This window comes from Streptomyces sp. NRRL S-37 (assembly GCF_000721605.1).
Classification (GTDB): Bacteria; Actinomycetota; Actinomycetes; order Streptomycetales; family Streptomycetaceae; genus Streptomyces.
In genome coordinates this window covers 417,197-431,663 of record NZ_JOIZ01000001.1, presented here as the reverse complement: position 1 = coordinate 431,663, position 14,467 = coordinate 417,197, and the positions used below count along the sequence as shown (strand labels likewise).

Here is a 14,467-nt window from a genome sequence, read left to right as displayed (position 1 = left end):
TCACATATGAACGCATGAATGGATCTTCATGTGTTCCTGTATGGTGGCCGGGTGTCCGTGACTCTCGCCCCCGCGCCCCGGTCGTCCGTCGGTACCCCGGCTCCGCGCCGCCGTACCCGTGTCCTCGCCCTTCCGGAAGCCCGGTGGGCGCTCGCCTCGCTCGTCGCCTTCCTGGCCGGGATCGCCGCCGACCTCGGCGGTGCGCCCGGCTGGGCCGGCGGGATCCTGTACGCCGTCGCCTACGCGTGCGGCGGCTGGGAACCGGCCCTCGAAGGGCTGCGCGCCCTGCGCGAGAAGACCCTCGACGTCGACCTGCTGATGATCGTCGCCGCGCTGGGCGCCGCCGCGATCGGACAGGTCCTCGACGGTGCCCTGCTCATCGTCATCTTCGCCACCTCCGGCGCCCTGGAGGCCCTGGCCACCGCCCGCACCGCCGACTCCGTGCGCGGCCTGCTCGACCTCGCGCCCACCACGGCGACCCGGGTGACCGGGAGCGGCGAGGAGACCGTGCCCACCGCCGAACTCGCCGTCGGCGACGTCCTGCTCGTCCGCCCCGGAGAGCGCATCGGTGCCGACGGCACCGTCCTCGACGGCGTCAGCGAGGCCGACCAGGCCACCATCACCGGCGAGTCGCTGCCGGTCGTCAAGCGCCCCGGCGACGACGTCTTCGCCGGCACGCTCAACGGCACCGGTGCCCTGCGCGTCCGGGTCGGCCGCGACCCCGCCGACTCGGTCATCGCCCGCATCGTGACCCTGGTCGAGGAGGCCTCCCGCACCAAGGCGCCGACCCAGCTCTTCATCGAGAAGATCGAGCAGCGGTACGCGGTCGGCGTGGTCGTCGCCACCCTCGCGGTGTTCGGCGTCCCGCTCGCCGTCGGTGAGAACCTCACCGACGCCCTGCTGAGGGCGATGACCTTCATGATCGTCGCCTCGCCGTGCGCGGTCGTCCTCGCCACCATGCCGCCCCTGCTCTCCGCCATCGCCAACGCCGGCCGCCACGGCGTCCTCGTCAAGTCGGCGGTCGCCATGGAACGCCTCGGTGAGATCGACACCGCCGCCCTCGACAAGACCGGCACCCTCACCGAGGGCACCCCCGAGGTCACCGCCGTACGTCCGCTGCCCGGCTCCGGCCTCGACGAGGACGCCCTCCTCACCCTGGCCGCCTCGGCCGAGCACCCCAGCGAGCACCCGCTGGCCCGCGCCGTGGTCACCGCCGCCCGCACCCGCGGCCTGCCCCTCGCCCCCGCCACGGACTTCACCGCCGCACCCGGCCACGGCATCACCGCCACCGTGAACGGGGCCGTGGTGACCGTCGGGCGAGCCGACCCGGCGGACGCGGAACACGGCGAGACCGCCGTCCGCGTCACCCGCGACGGCACCCCCGTCGGCACCCTCGCCCTCACCGACCGGATCCGTTCCGACGCCCCGGCCGCCACCTCCGCCCTGACAGCCCTCACCGGCACCACCCCCACCCTCCTCACCGGCGACAACGAGCACGCCGCCGCCCGCGTCGCCGACGCGACCGGCCTCACGGACATCCGCGCAGGACTCCTCCCCGAGGACAAGGTGAACGCCGTACGGGACCTCCAGACGGCCGGCCGCAAGGTGCTGTTCGTCGGTGACGGCGTCAACGACGCGCCCGCCCTCGCCGCCGCCCACGCCGGCATCGCCATGGGCCGCGCGGGCTCCGACCTCGCCCTGGAGACGGCGGACGCGGTCGTCGTACGCGACGAACTCGCCGCCGTCCCCGCGGTCGTACGGCTCTCCCGCACCGCCCGCCGGCTGGTGGCGCAGAACCTCGTCATCGCGGGCACGGCCATCACCGGCCTCGTCCTGTGGGACCTCATCGGCCACCTCCCGCTCCCGCTCGGCGTCGCCGGCCACGAGGGCTCCACCGTGCTGGTCGGCCTGAACGGGCTGCGACTGCTCCGCGAGTCGGCATGGCGATCCGGGCAACCCCAGGACACATGACGTCGATGTCGGATTCCCGCCAGACCGGGGCACCGGACGTGCCCGATCCTTGAGGCATGCAGAAGGGGATGCACACCGACACAGAGCGCTGCGTGCGCGCCGTGCGGTCGAAGGACGCGCGGTTCGACGGCTGGTTCTTCACCGCCGTCCTCACCACCGGCATCTACTGCCGGCCGAGCTGCCCGGTGGTCCCGCCCAAGGCCGAGAACATGGTCTTCCACCCGAGCGCGGCGGCCTGCCAGCAGGCCGGGTTCCGGGCCTGCAAACGCTGCCGGCCCGACACCAGCCCCGGCTCACCGGAGTGGAACCAGCGGGCCGACGCGGTGGCCCGTGCCATGCGCCTGATCGCCGACGGCGTCGTCGACCGCGAAGGCGTCACCGGTCTCGCCGCCCGGCTCGGCTACAGCACCCGGCAGGTCGAACGCCAGCTCCTCGCCGAGCTGGGCGCGGGCCCCCTCGCGCTCGCCCGCGCCCAGCGCGCCCAGACCGCGCGGCTCCTCATCGAGACCACGGCACTGCCGATGGCGGAGATCGCCTTCGCGGCCGGCTTCTCCTCCGTCCGCGCCTTCAACGACACCGTCCGCGAGGTCTACGCACTCACCCCGGGCGGACTGCGCGCCCGGGCACCGAAGGACACCTCCCGCACCACCCCCGGAGTGCTCTCCCTCCGCCTGCCGTTCCGCGCCCCGCTCAACCCCGACAACCTCTTCGGCCACCTCGCCGCCACCGCCGTACCCGGCGTGGAGGAGTGGCTCCCCCACAGCCCTAAGGGCGTGGGAGGTACCCCCATCGGCGCCTACCGGCGCACCCTGCGCCTGCCGTACGGCCACGGCGTCGTGGCGCTCACCCCGCACCCCGACCACATCGCCTGCCGCCTCACCCTCGGCGACCCCCGCGACCTCACCGTCGCCATCAGCCGCTGCCGCCGCCTGCTCGACCTGGACGCCGACCCGGTCGCCGTCGACGAGCAGCTGCGCGCGGACCCGGTCCTCGCGCCCCTCGTCGACAAGGCACCCGGCCGCCGCGTGCCGCGCACGGTCGACGCGGACGAGTTCGCCGTCCGGGCCGTCCTCGGCCAGCAGGTCTCCACGGCCGCCGCCCGCACCCACGCGGCCCGCCTGGTCACCGCGCACGGCACCCCCGTGGACGACCCCGAGGGCGGCCTCACCCACCTTTTCCCGTCCCCCGGGGCACTGGCGGAGCTCGACCCCGAGACCCTCGCCATGCCCCGCACCCGCCGTACCACCTTCACCACCCTCGTACGCCGGCTCGCCGACGGCGACCTCCACCTGGGCGCCGACAGCGACTGGCCCGAGACCCGCGCGAAACTCCTCGCCCTCCCCGGCTTCGGCCCCTGGACGGCCGACGTCATCGCCATGCGCGCCCTCGGCGACCCCGACGCCTTCCTCCCCACCGACCTCGGCATCCGCCGCGCCGCCCGCGAACTGGGCCTGCCCTCCACCCCGGCCGCCCTCACCGCACGCGCGGCGGCCTGGCGGCCCTGGCGGGCGTACGCGGTCCAGTACCTGTGGGCGACGGACAGCCACCCCATCAACTTCCTGCCGGTGTAGAGAGACCAGGGATCCCAGCCGATGAAGCAGCACACCGTGACCGACAGCCCCTACGGCCCGCTGACGCTCGTCGCCGACGACGGCGTCCTGTGCGGCCTCTACATGACCGACCAGCGCCACCGCCCACCGGAGGAGACCTTCGGTGCCCCCGACGACACCCCCTTCGCCGAGGCGCGGGAGCAGCTCGCGGCGTACTTCACGGGCGAGTTGAAGGAGTTCACTCTCGAACTGCGCCTGCACGGCACCCCGTTCCAGCGCCGCGTCTGGGACCGACTGACCCGCATCCCGTACGGCGAGACCCGCACCTACGGCCAACTCGCCGACGCCCTCGGCAACGCGAAGGCCTCCCGCGCGGTCGGTCTCGCCAACGGCCGCAACCCGGTCGGCATCATCGTCCCCTGCCACCGCGTCATCGGCGCGAGCGGCGGCCTCACCGGCTACGGCGGCGGCCTGGAGCGCAAACAGCGCCTGCTGGACTTCGAACGCGCAGCCGCCCTGTTCTAGGCGGCGATCCGGCGCAGCAGCGCCGGCAGCGAGGTGCCGATCGGCTCGCGGATCACCTCGTCGGCGAGACCGTCGTACGGGGTCGGCTCCGCGTTGACGATGATCAGGCGGGCCCCATGGCCGGCGGCCACCTCCGCGAGCCCGGCGGCGGGGTGGACCTGGAGGCTGGTGCCCGCGGCGACGAAGACGGTGCACGCCTTGCTGATCGCCGCCGCCTCGCCCAGCACCACGGGATCGAGGTGCTCGCCGAACATCACCGTCGCCGGCTTGAGGACGCCGCCGCACCCCAGACACGGCGGATCGTCCTCACCGGCCGCGACCCGGGCGAGGGCGTCCTCCATCGCGCCGCGCGCGTGACACCTGGTGCACACCACACTCCGCACGGTGCCGTGGAGTTCGAGCACCTTGCGGGCCGGCAGGCCGGCGAGCTGGTGCAGCCCGTCCACGTTCTGCGTGATCACCCGCACCGGCACCCCGGAGCGCTCCAGCTCGGCCACGGCGCGGTGCGCGCCGTTCGGCTCGACGGCGGACATGAAGTTCTCCCGCCGCATCCGCCAGGAGCGGCGGCGGATCTCCGGGTCGCCCATGTAGTACGCGTACGTCACCAGTTTCTCGGCCTCGGGATCGCGGCGCCACAGGCCGTTGGGTCCGCGGTAGTCCGGGATACCGGAGTCCGTGCTGACACCGGCACCGGTGAGGAGGGCGACGAGGGGCTTGCTCATGCGGCCGAGGGTAGGCCGCGCGGCACCGGTGCGGCGAGCGGATAAAACGCCGGGCGCGGGCTCAGCGCACCGGGTACCCGTCCTCCAGCTCCGCGGTGCCCGGACCGCCGGCGAGGACGTCCAGCGCGGCCGACACCCGGCGCCCCAGGGAGCCCTGGAGATACTCGGCCAGTTCCCCGCGCGGCACCAGCCGCCAGGACAGCAGCTCCGACTCCTGCAGCCGGATCGCCGCGAAGTCGTCCGCGCCGAGCACGCCGCCGTCGTACAGGTACGCCACCACCGGCGGCCGCCCCGGCCCCCGCACCCAGTCCACCGCCAGCAGCCGTCCCAGCTCCCGGTCCAGCCCGATCTCCTCGGCCGTCTCCCGCCGCGCCGCCTCGCGGGGGCTCTCCCCGTCGTCCGACTCGATCGTCCCGCCGGGCAGCGCCCACCCCTCCCGGTAGTTCGGCTCGACGAGCAGCACCCTCCCCTCCTCGTCCCGGAAGAGAACGGCGGCGCCGGCGAGGACACGGGGGAGGGAGGCGATGTAGGAGGCGTAGTCCTGGACAGGCTGAGTGGTGGTCATGCCCGGAAGGGTAATCGTGGCGCCGGGCACCGCCGCGGGCACGGAGCCGGGCCCGCGGGGCGCACGGCAGCACACGCCGGTCCCATGATCGACACCGGAGGCGCGTGCGCCGGGGCACATCGCACGGTCACCCGGCTCGGGCCAGCCGCAGCGTGCGTTCCGCCAGCTCGCTGATCCGGACCCCGTCGAAGCCGAAGACGGCGCTGCGGACCGTGTCCTGCAGGGGGTCCTTCCACTGGCCGGGGACGGCCGGGGCGCCGCACAGGACGCCCGCCACCGAGCCCGCCGTCGCACCGTTGGAGTCGGTGTCCAGGCCGCCGCGCACGGTCAGGGCGATGGTCCGGGTGAAGTCGCCGTCGCCGTACAGCAGGCCGGCGGTGAGGACGGCCGCGTTCGGGACCGTGTGGATCCAGCCGAGGCCCGCCGTCTCCTCCGTGAGCGTGGTGAGCGTGTCCTCCCAGGCCAGCCCGGCCTCGTGCAGGGAGGCCACCCGGCGCACGGTGCGGGCGAGGCGGCTGCTCGCCGGGATCACCGTCAGCGCCTCGTCCACCGCGTGCCGCACGGTGGGCGCCGTGAACGCCGCCGAGATCAGCGCCGCCGCCCACATCGCGCCGTACACGCCGTTGCCGGTGTGGGAGAGCACCGCGTCCCGGCGGGCGAGCGAGGCGGCGCGATGCGGGGCGCCCGGGGACGTCCAGCCGTGGATGTCGGCGCGGATCAGGGCGCCGATCCACTCCTGGTAAGGGTTGTCGTAGGTGGCGGTGAGCGGGGGCTTGAGGCCGTTCGCGAGGTTGCGGTAGGCGGCGCGTTCGGCGGTGAAGGTCTGCAGGTACGGCAGCCGCAGCAGCCACAGGTCGCCGACCTGCTCGGTGGTGAAGGCGAAGCCGTGGGTCTCCAGCAGGTCCAGGCCGAGGATCGCGTAGTCGACGTCGTCGTCGCGGCAGCTCCCGTGGACGCGGCCGCGGACGCAGTCCCGCCACTCGGGGCGCAGGTCGAGGCCCTCGCTCTCGGTCGGCGGCTCGGGAAGGTAGTCAGTGAGGGGGAGGGCGTCCGTCCGGCGGAGGTAGCGGTCGATGCGCTCGCGGGTCCACACCTCGCCCTGCTCCACCGGTTTGCCGAGCATGTTGCCCGCGATCCGGCCCAGCCAGCCTCCGAGGATGCGGTCGGCGAGTCCCGGCTCCGTGTCCACAGCGCTCATCGCGGTCATGGGACCGGTGTACCCGGTTCCCGGCCGTTTCACGGGCTGGGCAGGGCATGGCGGCCGCTGTGTCCGCCGGTTTAGGGTCGCAGCGGCGCGACTCGGCCTTGACACGCGCGAGGCCCGGAGAACGAGGGGAATGCAAGTGGCGGACGCTGCAGAGAGCGGCACTCGTACGACACGGCCGGCACCGCGGGTGCTCGTCGCCGCGGACAAGTTCAAGGGGTCGCTGACGGCCGTCGAGGTCGCCGAGCGGGTGACCGCCGGGCTGCGCCGGGTCGTACCGGACCTGGTGGCCGAGGCGCTGCCGGTGGCCGACGGCGGTGACGGCACCGTGGCCGCGGCGGTCGCGGCCGGGTTCGAGCGGCGGGAGGTACGGGTCGCCGGTCCCCTCGGCGACGAGGTGACCGCGGCGTACGCGCTGCGCGGTGACACGGCCGTCGTGGAGATGGCGGAGGCGAGCGGGCTGCAGCGGCTGCCGGCCGGTGTCTTCGCGCCGCTCACGGCGTCGACGTACGGCTCAGGGGAGCTGCTGCGGGCCGCGCTGGACGCGGGGGCGCGCACGATCGTGTTCGGGGTGGGCGGCAGCGCCACCACCGACGGCGGCGCGGGCATGCTGTCGGCGCTGGGCGCGCGGTTCGTGACGGCGGACGGTGAGCCGGTGGCGCCGGGCGGCGGGGGGCTGGCCGGGCTGGCGTCGGCGGACCTGTCGGGGCTGGATCCCCGCCTCGGCGAGGTCGAGCTGGTACTCGCGAGCGATGTCGACAACCCGCTGACCGGGCCGAAGGGCGCCCCGGCGGTGTACGGCCCGCAGAAGGGGGCCTCGCCGGAGGACGTGGAGACGCTGGACACGGCGCTCGCGCACTTCGCGAAGGTGCTGGAGGGGGCGGTGGGGGCGAAGGCCGCCGAGTTCGCCGCGGCGCCCGGTGCGGGGGCGGCCGGGGGGATCGGGTACGGGGCCCTGCTGCTGGGCGCCGCCTTCCGGCCGGGCATCGAGGTCATGCTGGACGTGCTCGGGTTCGCGCCGGCGCTGGAGCGGGCGGATCTGGTGATCACGGGGGAGGGGTCGCTGGACGAGCAGACCCTGCACGGGAAGGCCCCTGCGGGGGTGGCCGCGGCGGCGCGTGCGGCGGACAAGGAGGTCGTCGCGGTGTGCGGGCGGCTGGCGCTGCCGCCGGAGGTGCTGGGGCGGGCGGGGATCCGGCGGGCGTACGCGCTGACGGATCTGGAGCCGGATGTGACCGTGTGCATCGCGGATGCGGGGCCGATCCTGGAGCGTACGGCGGAGCGGATCGCGCGGGACTTCCTGAGCTGAGGGTTTCCCGCCCCCGCCGCCCCTTCCCGTCCCGACCCGGGGCTCCGCCCCGGGCCCCGCTCCTCAAACGCCGGAGGGGCTGAAATCAGCCCGTCCGGCGTTTGAGGACGAGGCCCGTTCAGGGCCGAAGGGGGGTCCGGGGGCGCAGCCCCCGGGGACGGGACGGGAAGGGGCGGCGGGGGCGAAACAAACGGGCCCCGAACCCATCCGGGTCCGGGGCCCAAGCACAACGCGCCGCGTTACGGCAGCTGCGCCGCCCGCGCCTCGCGACGGTTGTCGCGGAAGTTGTTCACCCGCCGCGCCGTGGCGAACAGCGGAATCACCGCGCCCATCACCAGCTGCAGCGCACACCCCGTCTGGAGCAGCAGCTGCCCGCTCGGCGCGTCGAACGCCCACGCCGCCAGCAGCCCCATCGACAGCACGATCCACGACAGCATGGCCACCGCGAGGCGACCCCGCGGCTTCGGGTACTCCACCCGGCTCACCATCAGCCACGCCGTACCGATGATCGCCAGCAGCGTCGCCACGAACGGCAGCTCGAGCAGCACGATCGAGACGACGGTCAGCGCGCCGAACGGCGACGGCATGCCCTGGAAGGTGCCGTCCTTCACCGTGACGCAGGAGAACCGCGCCAGCCTCAGCACCACCGCCAGCAGCACCACGATCGCCCCGACCGCGGCCACTCTCTGGTGCGCGTCGTCCGCGACCATGCCGTAGACCAGGACGAAGTACGCCGGCGCCAGGCCGAAGCTGATCAGGTCGGACAGGTTGTCCAGCTCCGCGCCCATCGGCGAGGAGCGCAGCTTGCGCGCCACCAGGCCGTCGAACAGGTCGAAGACCGCCGCGCACAGCATCAGGATGACGGCGGTGGCCGCGCTGTGGCGGGCCATGCCGGTCTCCTGGCTGCCCTGGAGGTGCGGGATCAGGATGCCGGTGGTGGTGAAGTACACCGCCATGAAGCCGCAGGTGGCGTTGCCCAGGGTGAGGGTGTCCGCTATCGACAGGCGGAGCGAGAGGGGCATCTCCTCCTCGTCGTCCGCCTCGTCGGCCTCGGGCACCCAGCCGGCCTGTGTCTCGGGATCAACCACGGTCAATGCGAGTCACCCCAGCCACGGTCTTCTGACCGACCTCGACGGCCACCTCCACGCCCTCGGGCAGGTAGATGTCGACGCGGGAGCCGAACCGGATCAGGCCGATGCGCTCGCCCTGCTCGACCTTGGTGCCCCGGGGCACGTAGGGGACGATACGGCGGGCCACCGCGCCGGCGATCTGGATCATCTCGATGTCGCCGAGCTCGGTGTCGAAGTGCCACACGACGCGCTCGTTGTTCTCGCTCTCCTTGTTGAAAGCGGGAACGAAGCCACCGGGGATGTGCTCGACCGACGTCACCGTGCCGGACAGCGGGGCCCGGTTCACGTGGACGTTGAGCGGGCTCATGAAGATCGCGACGCGGGTGCGCCCGTCCTTCCACGGCATGATGCTCTGCACCACGCCGTCGGCGGGCGAGATGACCCTGCCCTGGGCGATCTCGCGCTCGGGGTCGCGGAAGAACCACAGCATCCCCGCCGCCAGGGCGGTGGCGGGGACGGCGACGGCCTTGGCGGCACCGGAGCGCCGGGAGCGGAGCAGACTGACGGCTGCGGTGGCGACGGTCGGCAGAAGCCACGGCGATGCTCCGCGCGCGAGGCGTACGCCGGCGAGGCTGTCGCGGTGTGCAGAGGTTTGGCTGTGGGGCATGGATGACCTTCGTAGCGGATGATGCCGCGCACTTGCGGGGGACGGCGGCTTTCCGGCGATCGTAGCGGCTCCGGGCCGTAACTGGGTAAGCCAGTCAGCCGAGTCGGCGGTCGAAGAGTACATACGGGGTGTGATCCACTTCTCCAAGAAAACACCCCGTATCCGGACATCTAACCCTGGAATCGATACTCTTCGAGCAGTCGGCGGCCGATGATCATTTTCTGGATCTCGGCGGTGCCCTCACCGATCAGCAGCATCGGCGCCTCCCGGTAGAGGCGCTCGATCTCGTACTCCTTGGAGAAGCCGTAGCCGCCGTGGATCCGGAAGGAGTCCTCCACGACCTCCTTGCAGTATTCGGAGGCGAGGTACTTCGCCATCCCTGCTTCAAGGTCGTTTCGTTCACCGGAGTCCTTTTTGCGTGCCGCGTTCACCATCATCGCATGCGCGGCCTCCACCTTGGTAGCCATCTCCGCCAGCTTGAACTGGACGGCCTGGTGCTGGGCGATCGGCTTGCCGAAAGTGTGACGCTGCTGGGCGTACCGGACACCGAGCTCGAAGGCACGCTGAGCGACCCCGCAGCCACGCGCCGCCACATTGACACGGCCGACCTCGACCCCGTCCATCATTTGGTAAAAACCTCGGCCGGTGACCCCGCCGAGCACCCGGTCGGCGGGAATCCGCAGGTCGTCCATGATGAGCTCGGTCGTGTCGACGCCCTTGTAGCCCATCTTGTCGATCTTGCCGGGGATGGTCAGGCCGGGGCGCACCTCACCGAAGCCCGGCTCCTTCTCCACCAGGAAGGTCGTCATCGACCGGTGCGGCGCCGTGCCCTCGGGGTGACCCTCGTCACTCCGCACCAGAACGGCCACCAGCGACGACGTGCCGCCGTTCGTCAGCCACATCTTCTGGCCGCTCAGGACGTACGCGTCACCGTCCTTCACCGCCTTCGACGTGATCGCCGACACGTCGGAGCCGAGCCCCGGCTCCGACATCGAGAAGGCGCCGCGGATGTCGCCGGCCGCCATCCTCGGCAGGAAGTGGTCCTTCTGTTCCTGCGTGCCGTGCTGCTTGAGCATGTACGCCACGATGAAGTGGGTGTTGATGATGCCGGAGACCGACATCCAGCCGCGGGCGATCTCCTCCACGCACAGCGCGTAGGTGAGGAGGGACTCGCCCAGACCTCCGTACTCCTCGGGGATCATCAGACCGAACAGACCGAGTTCCCTCAGCCCGTCGACGATCGCTTGCGGGTACTCGTCGCGGTGCTCCAGCTCGGTGGCGACCGGGATGATCTCCTTGTCCACGAAGTCGCGGACGGTGGAGAGGATCTCCTGCTGGACGTCGGTCAGACCGGCGGTCTGGGCGAGGCGCGCCATGACTACTTCCCCTGTTCCTTGAGCTCCGGGCGGCCCGGCTGCTCGCCGCCGCGCTCCTTGATGTACGTCTCGGTCGGCACCATCACCTTGCGGCGGAACACACAGACCAGGGTTCCGTCCTGCTTGTAGCCCTTGGTCTCGACGTGGACGATCCCGCGGTCGTTCTTCGACTTCGACGGCCACTTGTCGAGCACGGTCGTCTGGCCGTAGACCGTGTCGCCGTGGAAGGTCGGCGCCACGTGCCTCAGCGACTCGATCTCCAGGTTGGCGATCGCCTTGCCGGAGACGTCGGGCACCGACATGCCGAGCAGCAGGGAGTAGACGTAGTTCCCGACCACCACGTTCCTGCCGAAGTCCGTCGTCTTCTCGGCGTAATTGCTGTCCATGTGGAGCGGGTGGTGGTTCATGGTGAGGAGACAGAACAGGTGGTCGTCGTACTCCGTGACCGTCTTGCCCGGCCAGTGCTTGTACACCGCCCCGACCTCGAACTCCTCGTAGGTGCGTCCGAACTGCATGGCGCTCAGCCCTCCGGGATCTCGAACTTCGACGTGCGCCGCATACCGGCGGCGCGTCCCTTGCCGGAGATGACCAGCGCCATCTTGCGGCTGGCCTCGTCGATCATCTCGTCGCCGAGCATCGCCGAGCCCTTCTTCCCGCCGGCCTCGGACGTGTAGTAGTCGTACGCGTCCAGGATCAGCTCGGCGTGGTCGTAGTCCTCCTGCGACGGCGAGAAGATCTCGTTGGACGCCTCCACCTGGCCCGGGTGCAGCACCCACTTGCCGTCGAAGCCGAGGGCCGCGGCGCGGCGCGCGACCTCGCGGTAGCCGTCCACGTTGCGGATCTGGAGGTAGGGGCCGTCGATCGCCTGGAGGTCGTTGGCGCGGGCGGCCATCAGGATCTTCATCAGGATGTAGTGGTAGGCGTCCGCCGGGTAGCCGGGCGGCTGCTCGCCCACGACGAGGGACTTCATGTTGATGGACGCCATGAAGTCGGCCGGGCCGAAGATGATGGTCTCCAGACGAGGGGAGGCCTGCGCGATCTCGTTGACGTTGTTCAGGCCGCGGGCGTTCTCGATCTGCGCCTCGATGCCGATCCGGCCGACCTCGAAGCCCATCGTCTTCTCGATCTGGGTGAGGAGGAGGTCGAGGGCCACCACCTGCTGGGCGTCCTGGACCTTCGGCAGCATGATGCAGTCGAGGTTCTGGCCGGCCCCCTCGACGACCGTGACGACGTCCCGGTACGTCCATTCCGTCGTCCAGTCGTTGACGCGCACGACGCGGGTCTTGCCGGTCCAGTCGCCCTCGTTGAGGAACTTCACGATGGTGTGCCGCGCCTCGGGCTTGGCGAGCGGGGCGCAGGCGTCCTCCAGGTCGAGGAAGACCTGGTCCGCCGGGAGGCCCTGCGCCTTCTCCAGGAAGCGCGGGTTGCTTCCCGGGACCGCCAGACAGGAGCGGCGGGGGCGAAGGCGGTTGACGGTCGTCATACGGGGACCTCCAGAGGGTCGAGCTTGTTCGCGGTGCGGATCTCGTCGACGATGCGGCCGATGATCCCGGTGATGTCGAAGTCCTTCGGGGTGAAGACCGCGGCGACTCCCGCGGCCCGCAGCTGTTCGGCGTCACCGTTCGGGATGATGCCACCGGCGATCACCGGTATATCTGTGGCACCGGCCACACGGAGCCGTTCGAGCACGTCCGGCACGAGCCGGGCGTGCGAGCCGGAGAGGACGGACAGGCCCACCGCGTGCACGTCCTCCGCGAGGGCGGCGTCCACGATCTGCTCCGGGGTGAGCCGGATGCCCTGGTAGACCACCTCGAACCCGGCGTCGCGGGCCCGCACGGCGATCTGCTCGGCGCCGTTGGAGTGACCGTCCAGGCCGGGCTTGCCGACCAGGAAGCGCAGCTTGCCGACGCCGAGGTCCTTGGCCGTCAGTTCCACCTTGCGGCGCACCTCCGACAGCGCCGAGCCCTCCTCGGCGGCGACCGCCACCGGGGCGGACGAGACACCGGTCGGCGCCCGGAACTCCCCGAACACCTCCCGCAGCGCCCCCGCCCACTCGCCGGTCGTGACGCCGGCACGGGCGCACTCCAGGGTGGCCTCCATGAGGTTGTCGGTGCCCCGCGCGGCCTCCTTCAGCCTCTCCAGCGCCTTGCAGGGGCGCGGATGGTTGAACGGGGGCTGGTAGCGGGTGTCGCGCCAGTGCTGGAGCGAGGCGATGACGCGGGCCTCCACCGCCGGGTCGACCGTCTGGATCGCGGTGTCCAGGTCGGCGGTGAGCGGGTTGGGCTCGGTGCCCTCGAAGGCGTTGACACCGACGATCCTCTCCTCGCCCGACTCGATCCGGGCCCGGCGCTCGGCGTGCGAGGCGACCAGCTGGGACTTGAGGTAACCGGACTCGACGGCGGCCATCGCGCCGCCCATCTCCTCGATCCGCCCCATCTCCGCGAGCGAGTCGCCGACCAGCTCCTCCACCTTCGCCTCGATCACCTTCGAGCCCTCGAAGATGTCGTCGTACTCCAGCAGATCGCTCTCGTACGCCAGGACCTGCTGGATGCGCAGCGACCACTGCTGGTCCCAGGGCCGGGGCAGGCCCAGGGCCTCGTTCCAGGCCGGAAGCTGTACGGCACGCGCGCGGGCGTCCTTGGAGAGGGTGACGGCCAGCATCTCCAGGACGATCCGCTGGACGTTGTTCTCCGGCTGCGCCTCGGTCAGCCCGAGCGAGTTGACCTGGACGCCGTAGCGGAAGCGGCGGTGCTTGGGGTTCTCGATGCCGTACCGCTCGCGCGTGACCTGGTCCCAGATGCGGCCGAAGGCGCGCATCTTGCACATCTCCTCGATGAACCGGACGCCCGCGTTCACGAAGAAGGAGATACGGCCGACCACGTCACCCATGCGTTCCTGCGGCACCTGGCCGCTGTCGCGTACGGCGTCGAGCACGGCGATCGCGGTGGACATCGCGTACGCGATCTCCTGCACCGGCGTGGCCCCGGCCTCCTGCAGGTGGTAGCTGCAGATGTTGATCGGGTTCCACTTCGGGAGGTGGGAGACCGTGTACGCGATCATGTCCGTCGTCAGGCGGAGCGACGGGCCCGGCGGGAAGACGTGCGTCCCGCGGGACAGGTACTCCTTGACGATGTCGTTCTGGGTCGTGCCCTGGAGCCTGGTGACGTCCGCGCCCTGCTCCTCGGCGACGACCTGGTAGAGCGCCAGCAGCCACATGGCGGTGGCGTTGATCGTCATCGAGGTGTTCATCCGCTCCAGGGGGATGTCCTGGAACAGCCGGCGCATGTCGCCGAGGTGCGCGACGGGCACCCCGACCCGGCCGACCTCGCCGCGGGCGAGGACGTGGTCGGAGTCGTAGCCGGTCTGGGTCGGCAGGTCGAAGGCGACCGACAGACCCGTCTGGCCCTTGGCGAGGTTGCGCCGGTACAGCTCGTTGGACGCCTCGGCCGTGGAGTGACCGGCGTACGTGCGCATGAGCCACGGCCGGTCCTTCTGACGCTCACTCATG

At 71.8% G+C, this 14,467-nt stretch carries 13 protein-coding genes; 4 read left to right on the top strand and 9 right to left on the bottom strand.

Going from position 1 to position 14,467, the window contains the following annotated elements:
• The first annotated feature begins 18 nt into the window (after positions 1–18).
• From IH50_RS0101765 to IH50_RS0101755, 3 genes are all read left to right on the top strand, one after another.
• Positions 19–1,971, top strand: coding sequence for a heavy metal translocating P-type ATPase (locus tag IH50_RS0101765; protein WP_030856432.1), 1,953 nt, complete (start codon positions 19–21; stop codon positions 1,969–1,971).
• Between the two features lie 68 nt (positions 1,972–2,039).
• Positions 2,040–3,542, top strand: a complete 1,503-nt coding sequence (locus tag IH50_RS0101760; RefSeq protein ID WP_030856428.1) for an AlkA N-terminal domain-containing protein — start codon at positions 2,040–2,042, stop codon at positions 3,540–3,542.
• A 21-nt stretch (positions 3,543–3,563) separates the two neighbouring features.
• Positions 3,564–4,046: a methylated-DNA--[protein]-cysteine S-methyltransferase gene (locus tag IH50_RS0101755; RefSeq protein WP_030856427.1), complete on the top strand. Its 483-nt coding sequence runs from the start codon at positions 3,564–3,566 to the stop codon at positions 4,044–4,046.
• Here the strand turns inward: IH50_RS0101755 and IH50_RS0101750 are convergent.
• From IH50_RS0101750 to IH50_RS0101740, 3 genes are all read right to left on the bottom strand, one after another.
• Entirely contained in the window at positions 4,043–4,768 is a 726-nt protein-coding gene (locus tag IH50_RS0101750; RefSeq protein ID WP_030856426.1) for an SIR2 family NAD-dependent protein deacylase, read from the bottom strand. The two genes, IH50_RS0101755 and IH50_RS0101750, sit on opposite strands and share 4 nt — an antisense overlap.
• A 61-nt stretch (positions 4,769–4,829) precedes the next feature.
• Positions 4,830–5,333 carry an NUDIX domain-containing protein gene (locus IH50_RS0101745; protein WP_030856424.1) on the bottom strand — a complete coding sequence of 168 codons (504 nt, stop codon included), beginning with the start codon at positions 5,331–5,333 and terminating at the stop codon, positions 4,830–4,832.
• A gap of 127 nt (positions 5,334–5,460) precedes the next feature.
• Entirely contained in the window at positions 5,461–6,531 is a 1,071-nt protein-coding gene (locus IH50_RS0101740) for an ADP-ribosylglycohydrolase family protein (protein ID WP_037871848.1), read from the bottom strand.
• A 139-nt stretch (positions 6,532–6,670) separates the two neighbouring features.
• Here IH50_RS0101740 and IH50_RS0101735 point away from each other — a divergent pair, with 139 nt between their 5' ends.
• A complete protein-coding gene (locus IH50_RS0101735) occupies positions 6,671–7,846 on the top strand; it encodes a glycerate kinase (protein WP_078913796.1) in 1,176 nt (391 codons plus the stop codon).
• Between the two features lie 239 nt (positions 7,847–8,085).
• Here the strand turns inward: IH50_RS0101735 and pssA are convergent, their stop codons facing one another.
• From pssA to IH50_RS0101705, 6 genes are all read right to left on the bottom strand, one after another.
• Positions 8,086–8,904, bottom strand: coding sequence for a CDP-diacylglycerol--serine O-phosphatidyltransferase (gene pssA, locus IH50_RS0101730; RefSeq protein ID WP_030211852.1), 819 nt, complete (start codon positions 8,902–8,904; stop codon positions 8,086–8,088).
• Between the two features lie 22 nt (positions 8,905–8,926).
• Positions 8,927–9,583 (bottom strand): phosphatidylserine decarboxylase, encoded by a 657-nt coding sequence (locus IH50_RS0101725; RefSeq protein ID WP_030856421.1) that lies wholly within the window; start codon positions 9,581–9,583, stop codon positions 8,927–8,929.
• A 170-nt stretch (positions 9,584–9,753) separates the two neighbouring features.
• Positions 9,754–10,959, bottom strand: coding sequence for an acyl-CoA dehydrogenase family protein (locus IH50_RS0101720; RefSeq protein WP_030856420.1), 1,206 nt, complete (start codon positions 10,957–10,959; stop codon positions 9,754–9,756).
• Between the two features lie 2 nt (positions 10,960–10,961).
• The gene (locus tag IH50_RS0101715; protein ID WP_030856418.1) at positions 10,962–11,474 is read right to left on the bottom strand and encodes a MaoC family dehydratase; all 513 of its coding nucleotides are present in this window, start codon (positions 11,472–11,474) and stop codon (positions 10,962–10,964) included.
• 5 nt (positions 11,475–11,479) lie between these two features.
• Positions 11,480–12,442 carry an HpcH/HpaI aldolase/citrate lyase family protein gene (locus tag IH50_RS0101710; protein WP_030856416.1) on the bottom strand — a complete coding sequence of 321 codons (963 nt, stop codon included), beginning with the start codon at positions 12,440–12,442 and terminating at the stop codon, positions 11,480–11,482.
• A complete protein-coding gene (locus tag IH50_RS0101705) occupies positions 12,439–14,466 on the bottom strand; it encodes a protein meaA (RefSeq protein WP_030856414.1) in 2,028 nt (675 codons plus the stop codon). The genes IH50_RS0101710 and IH50_RS0101705 overlap by 4 nt, the downstream gene beginning before the upstream one ends.
• Between the last annotated feature and the right edge of the window lies 1 nt (position 14,467).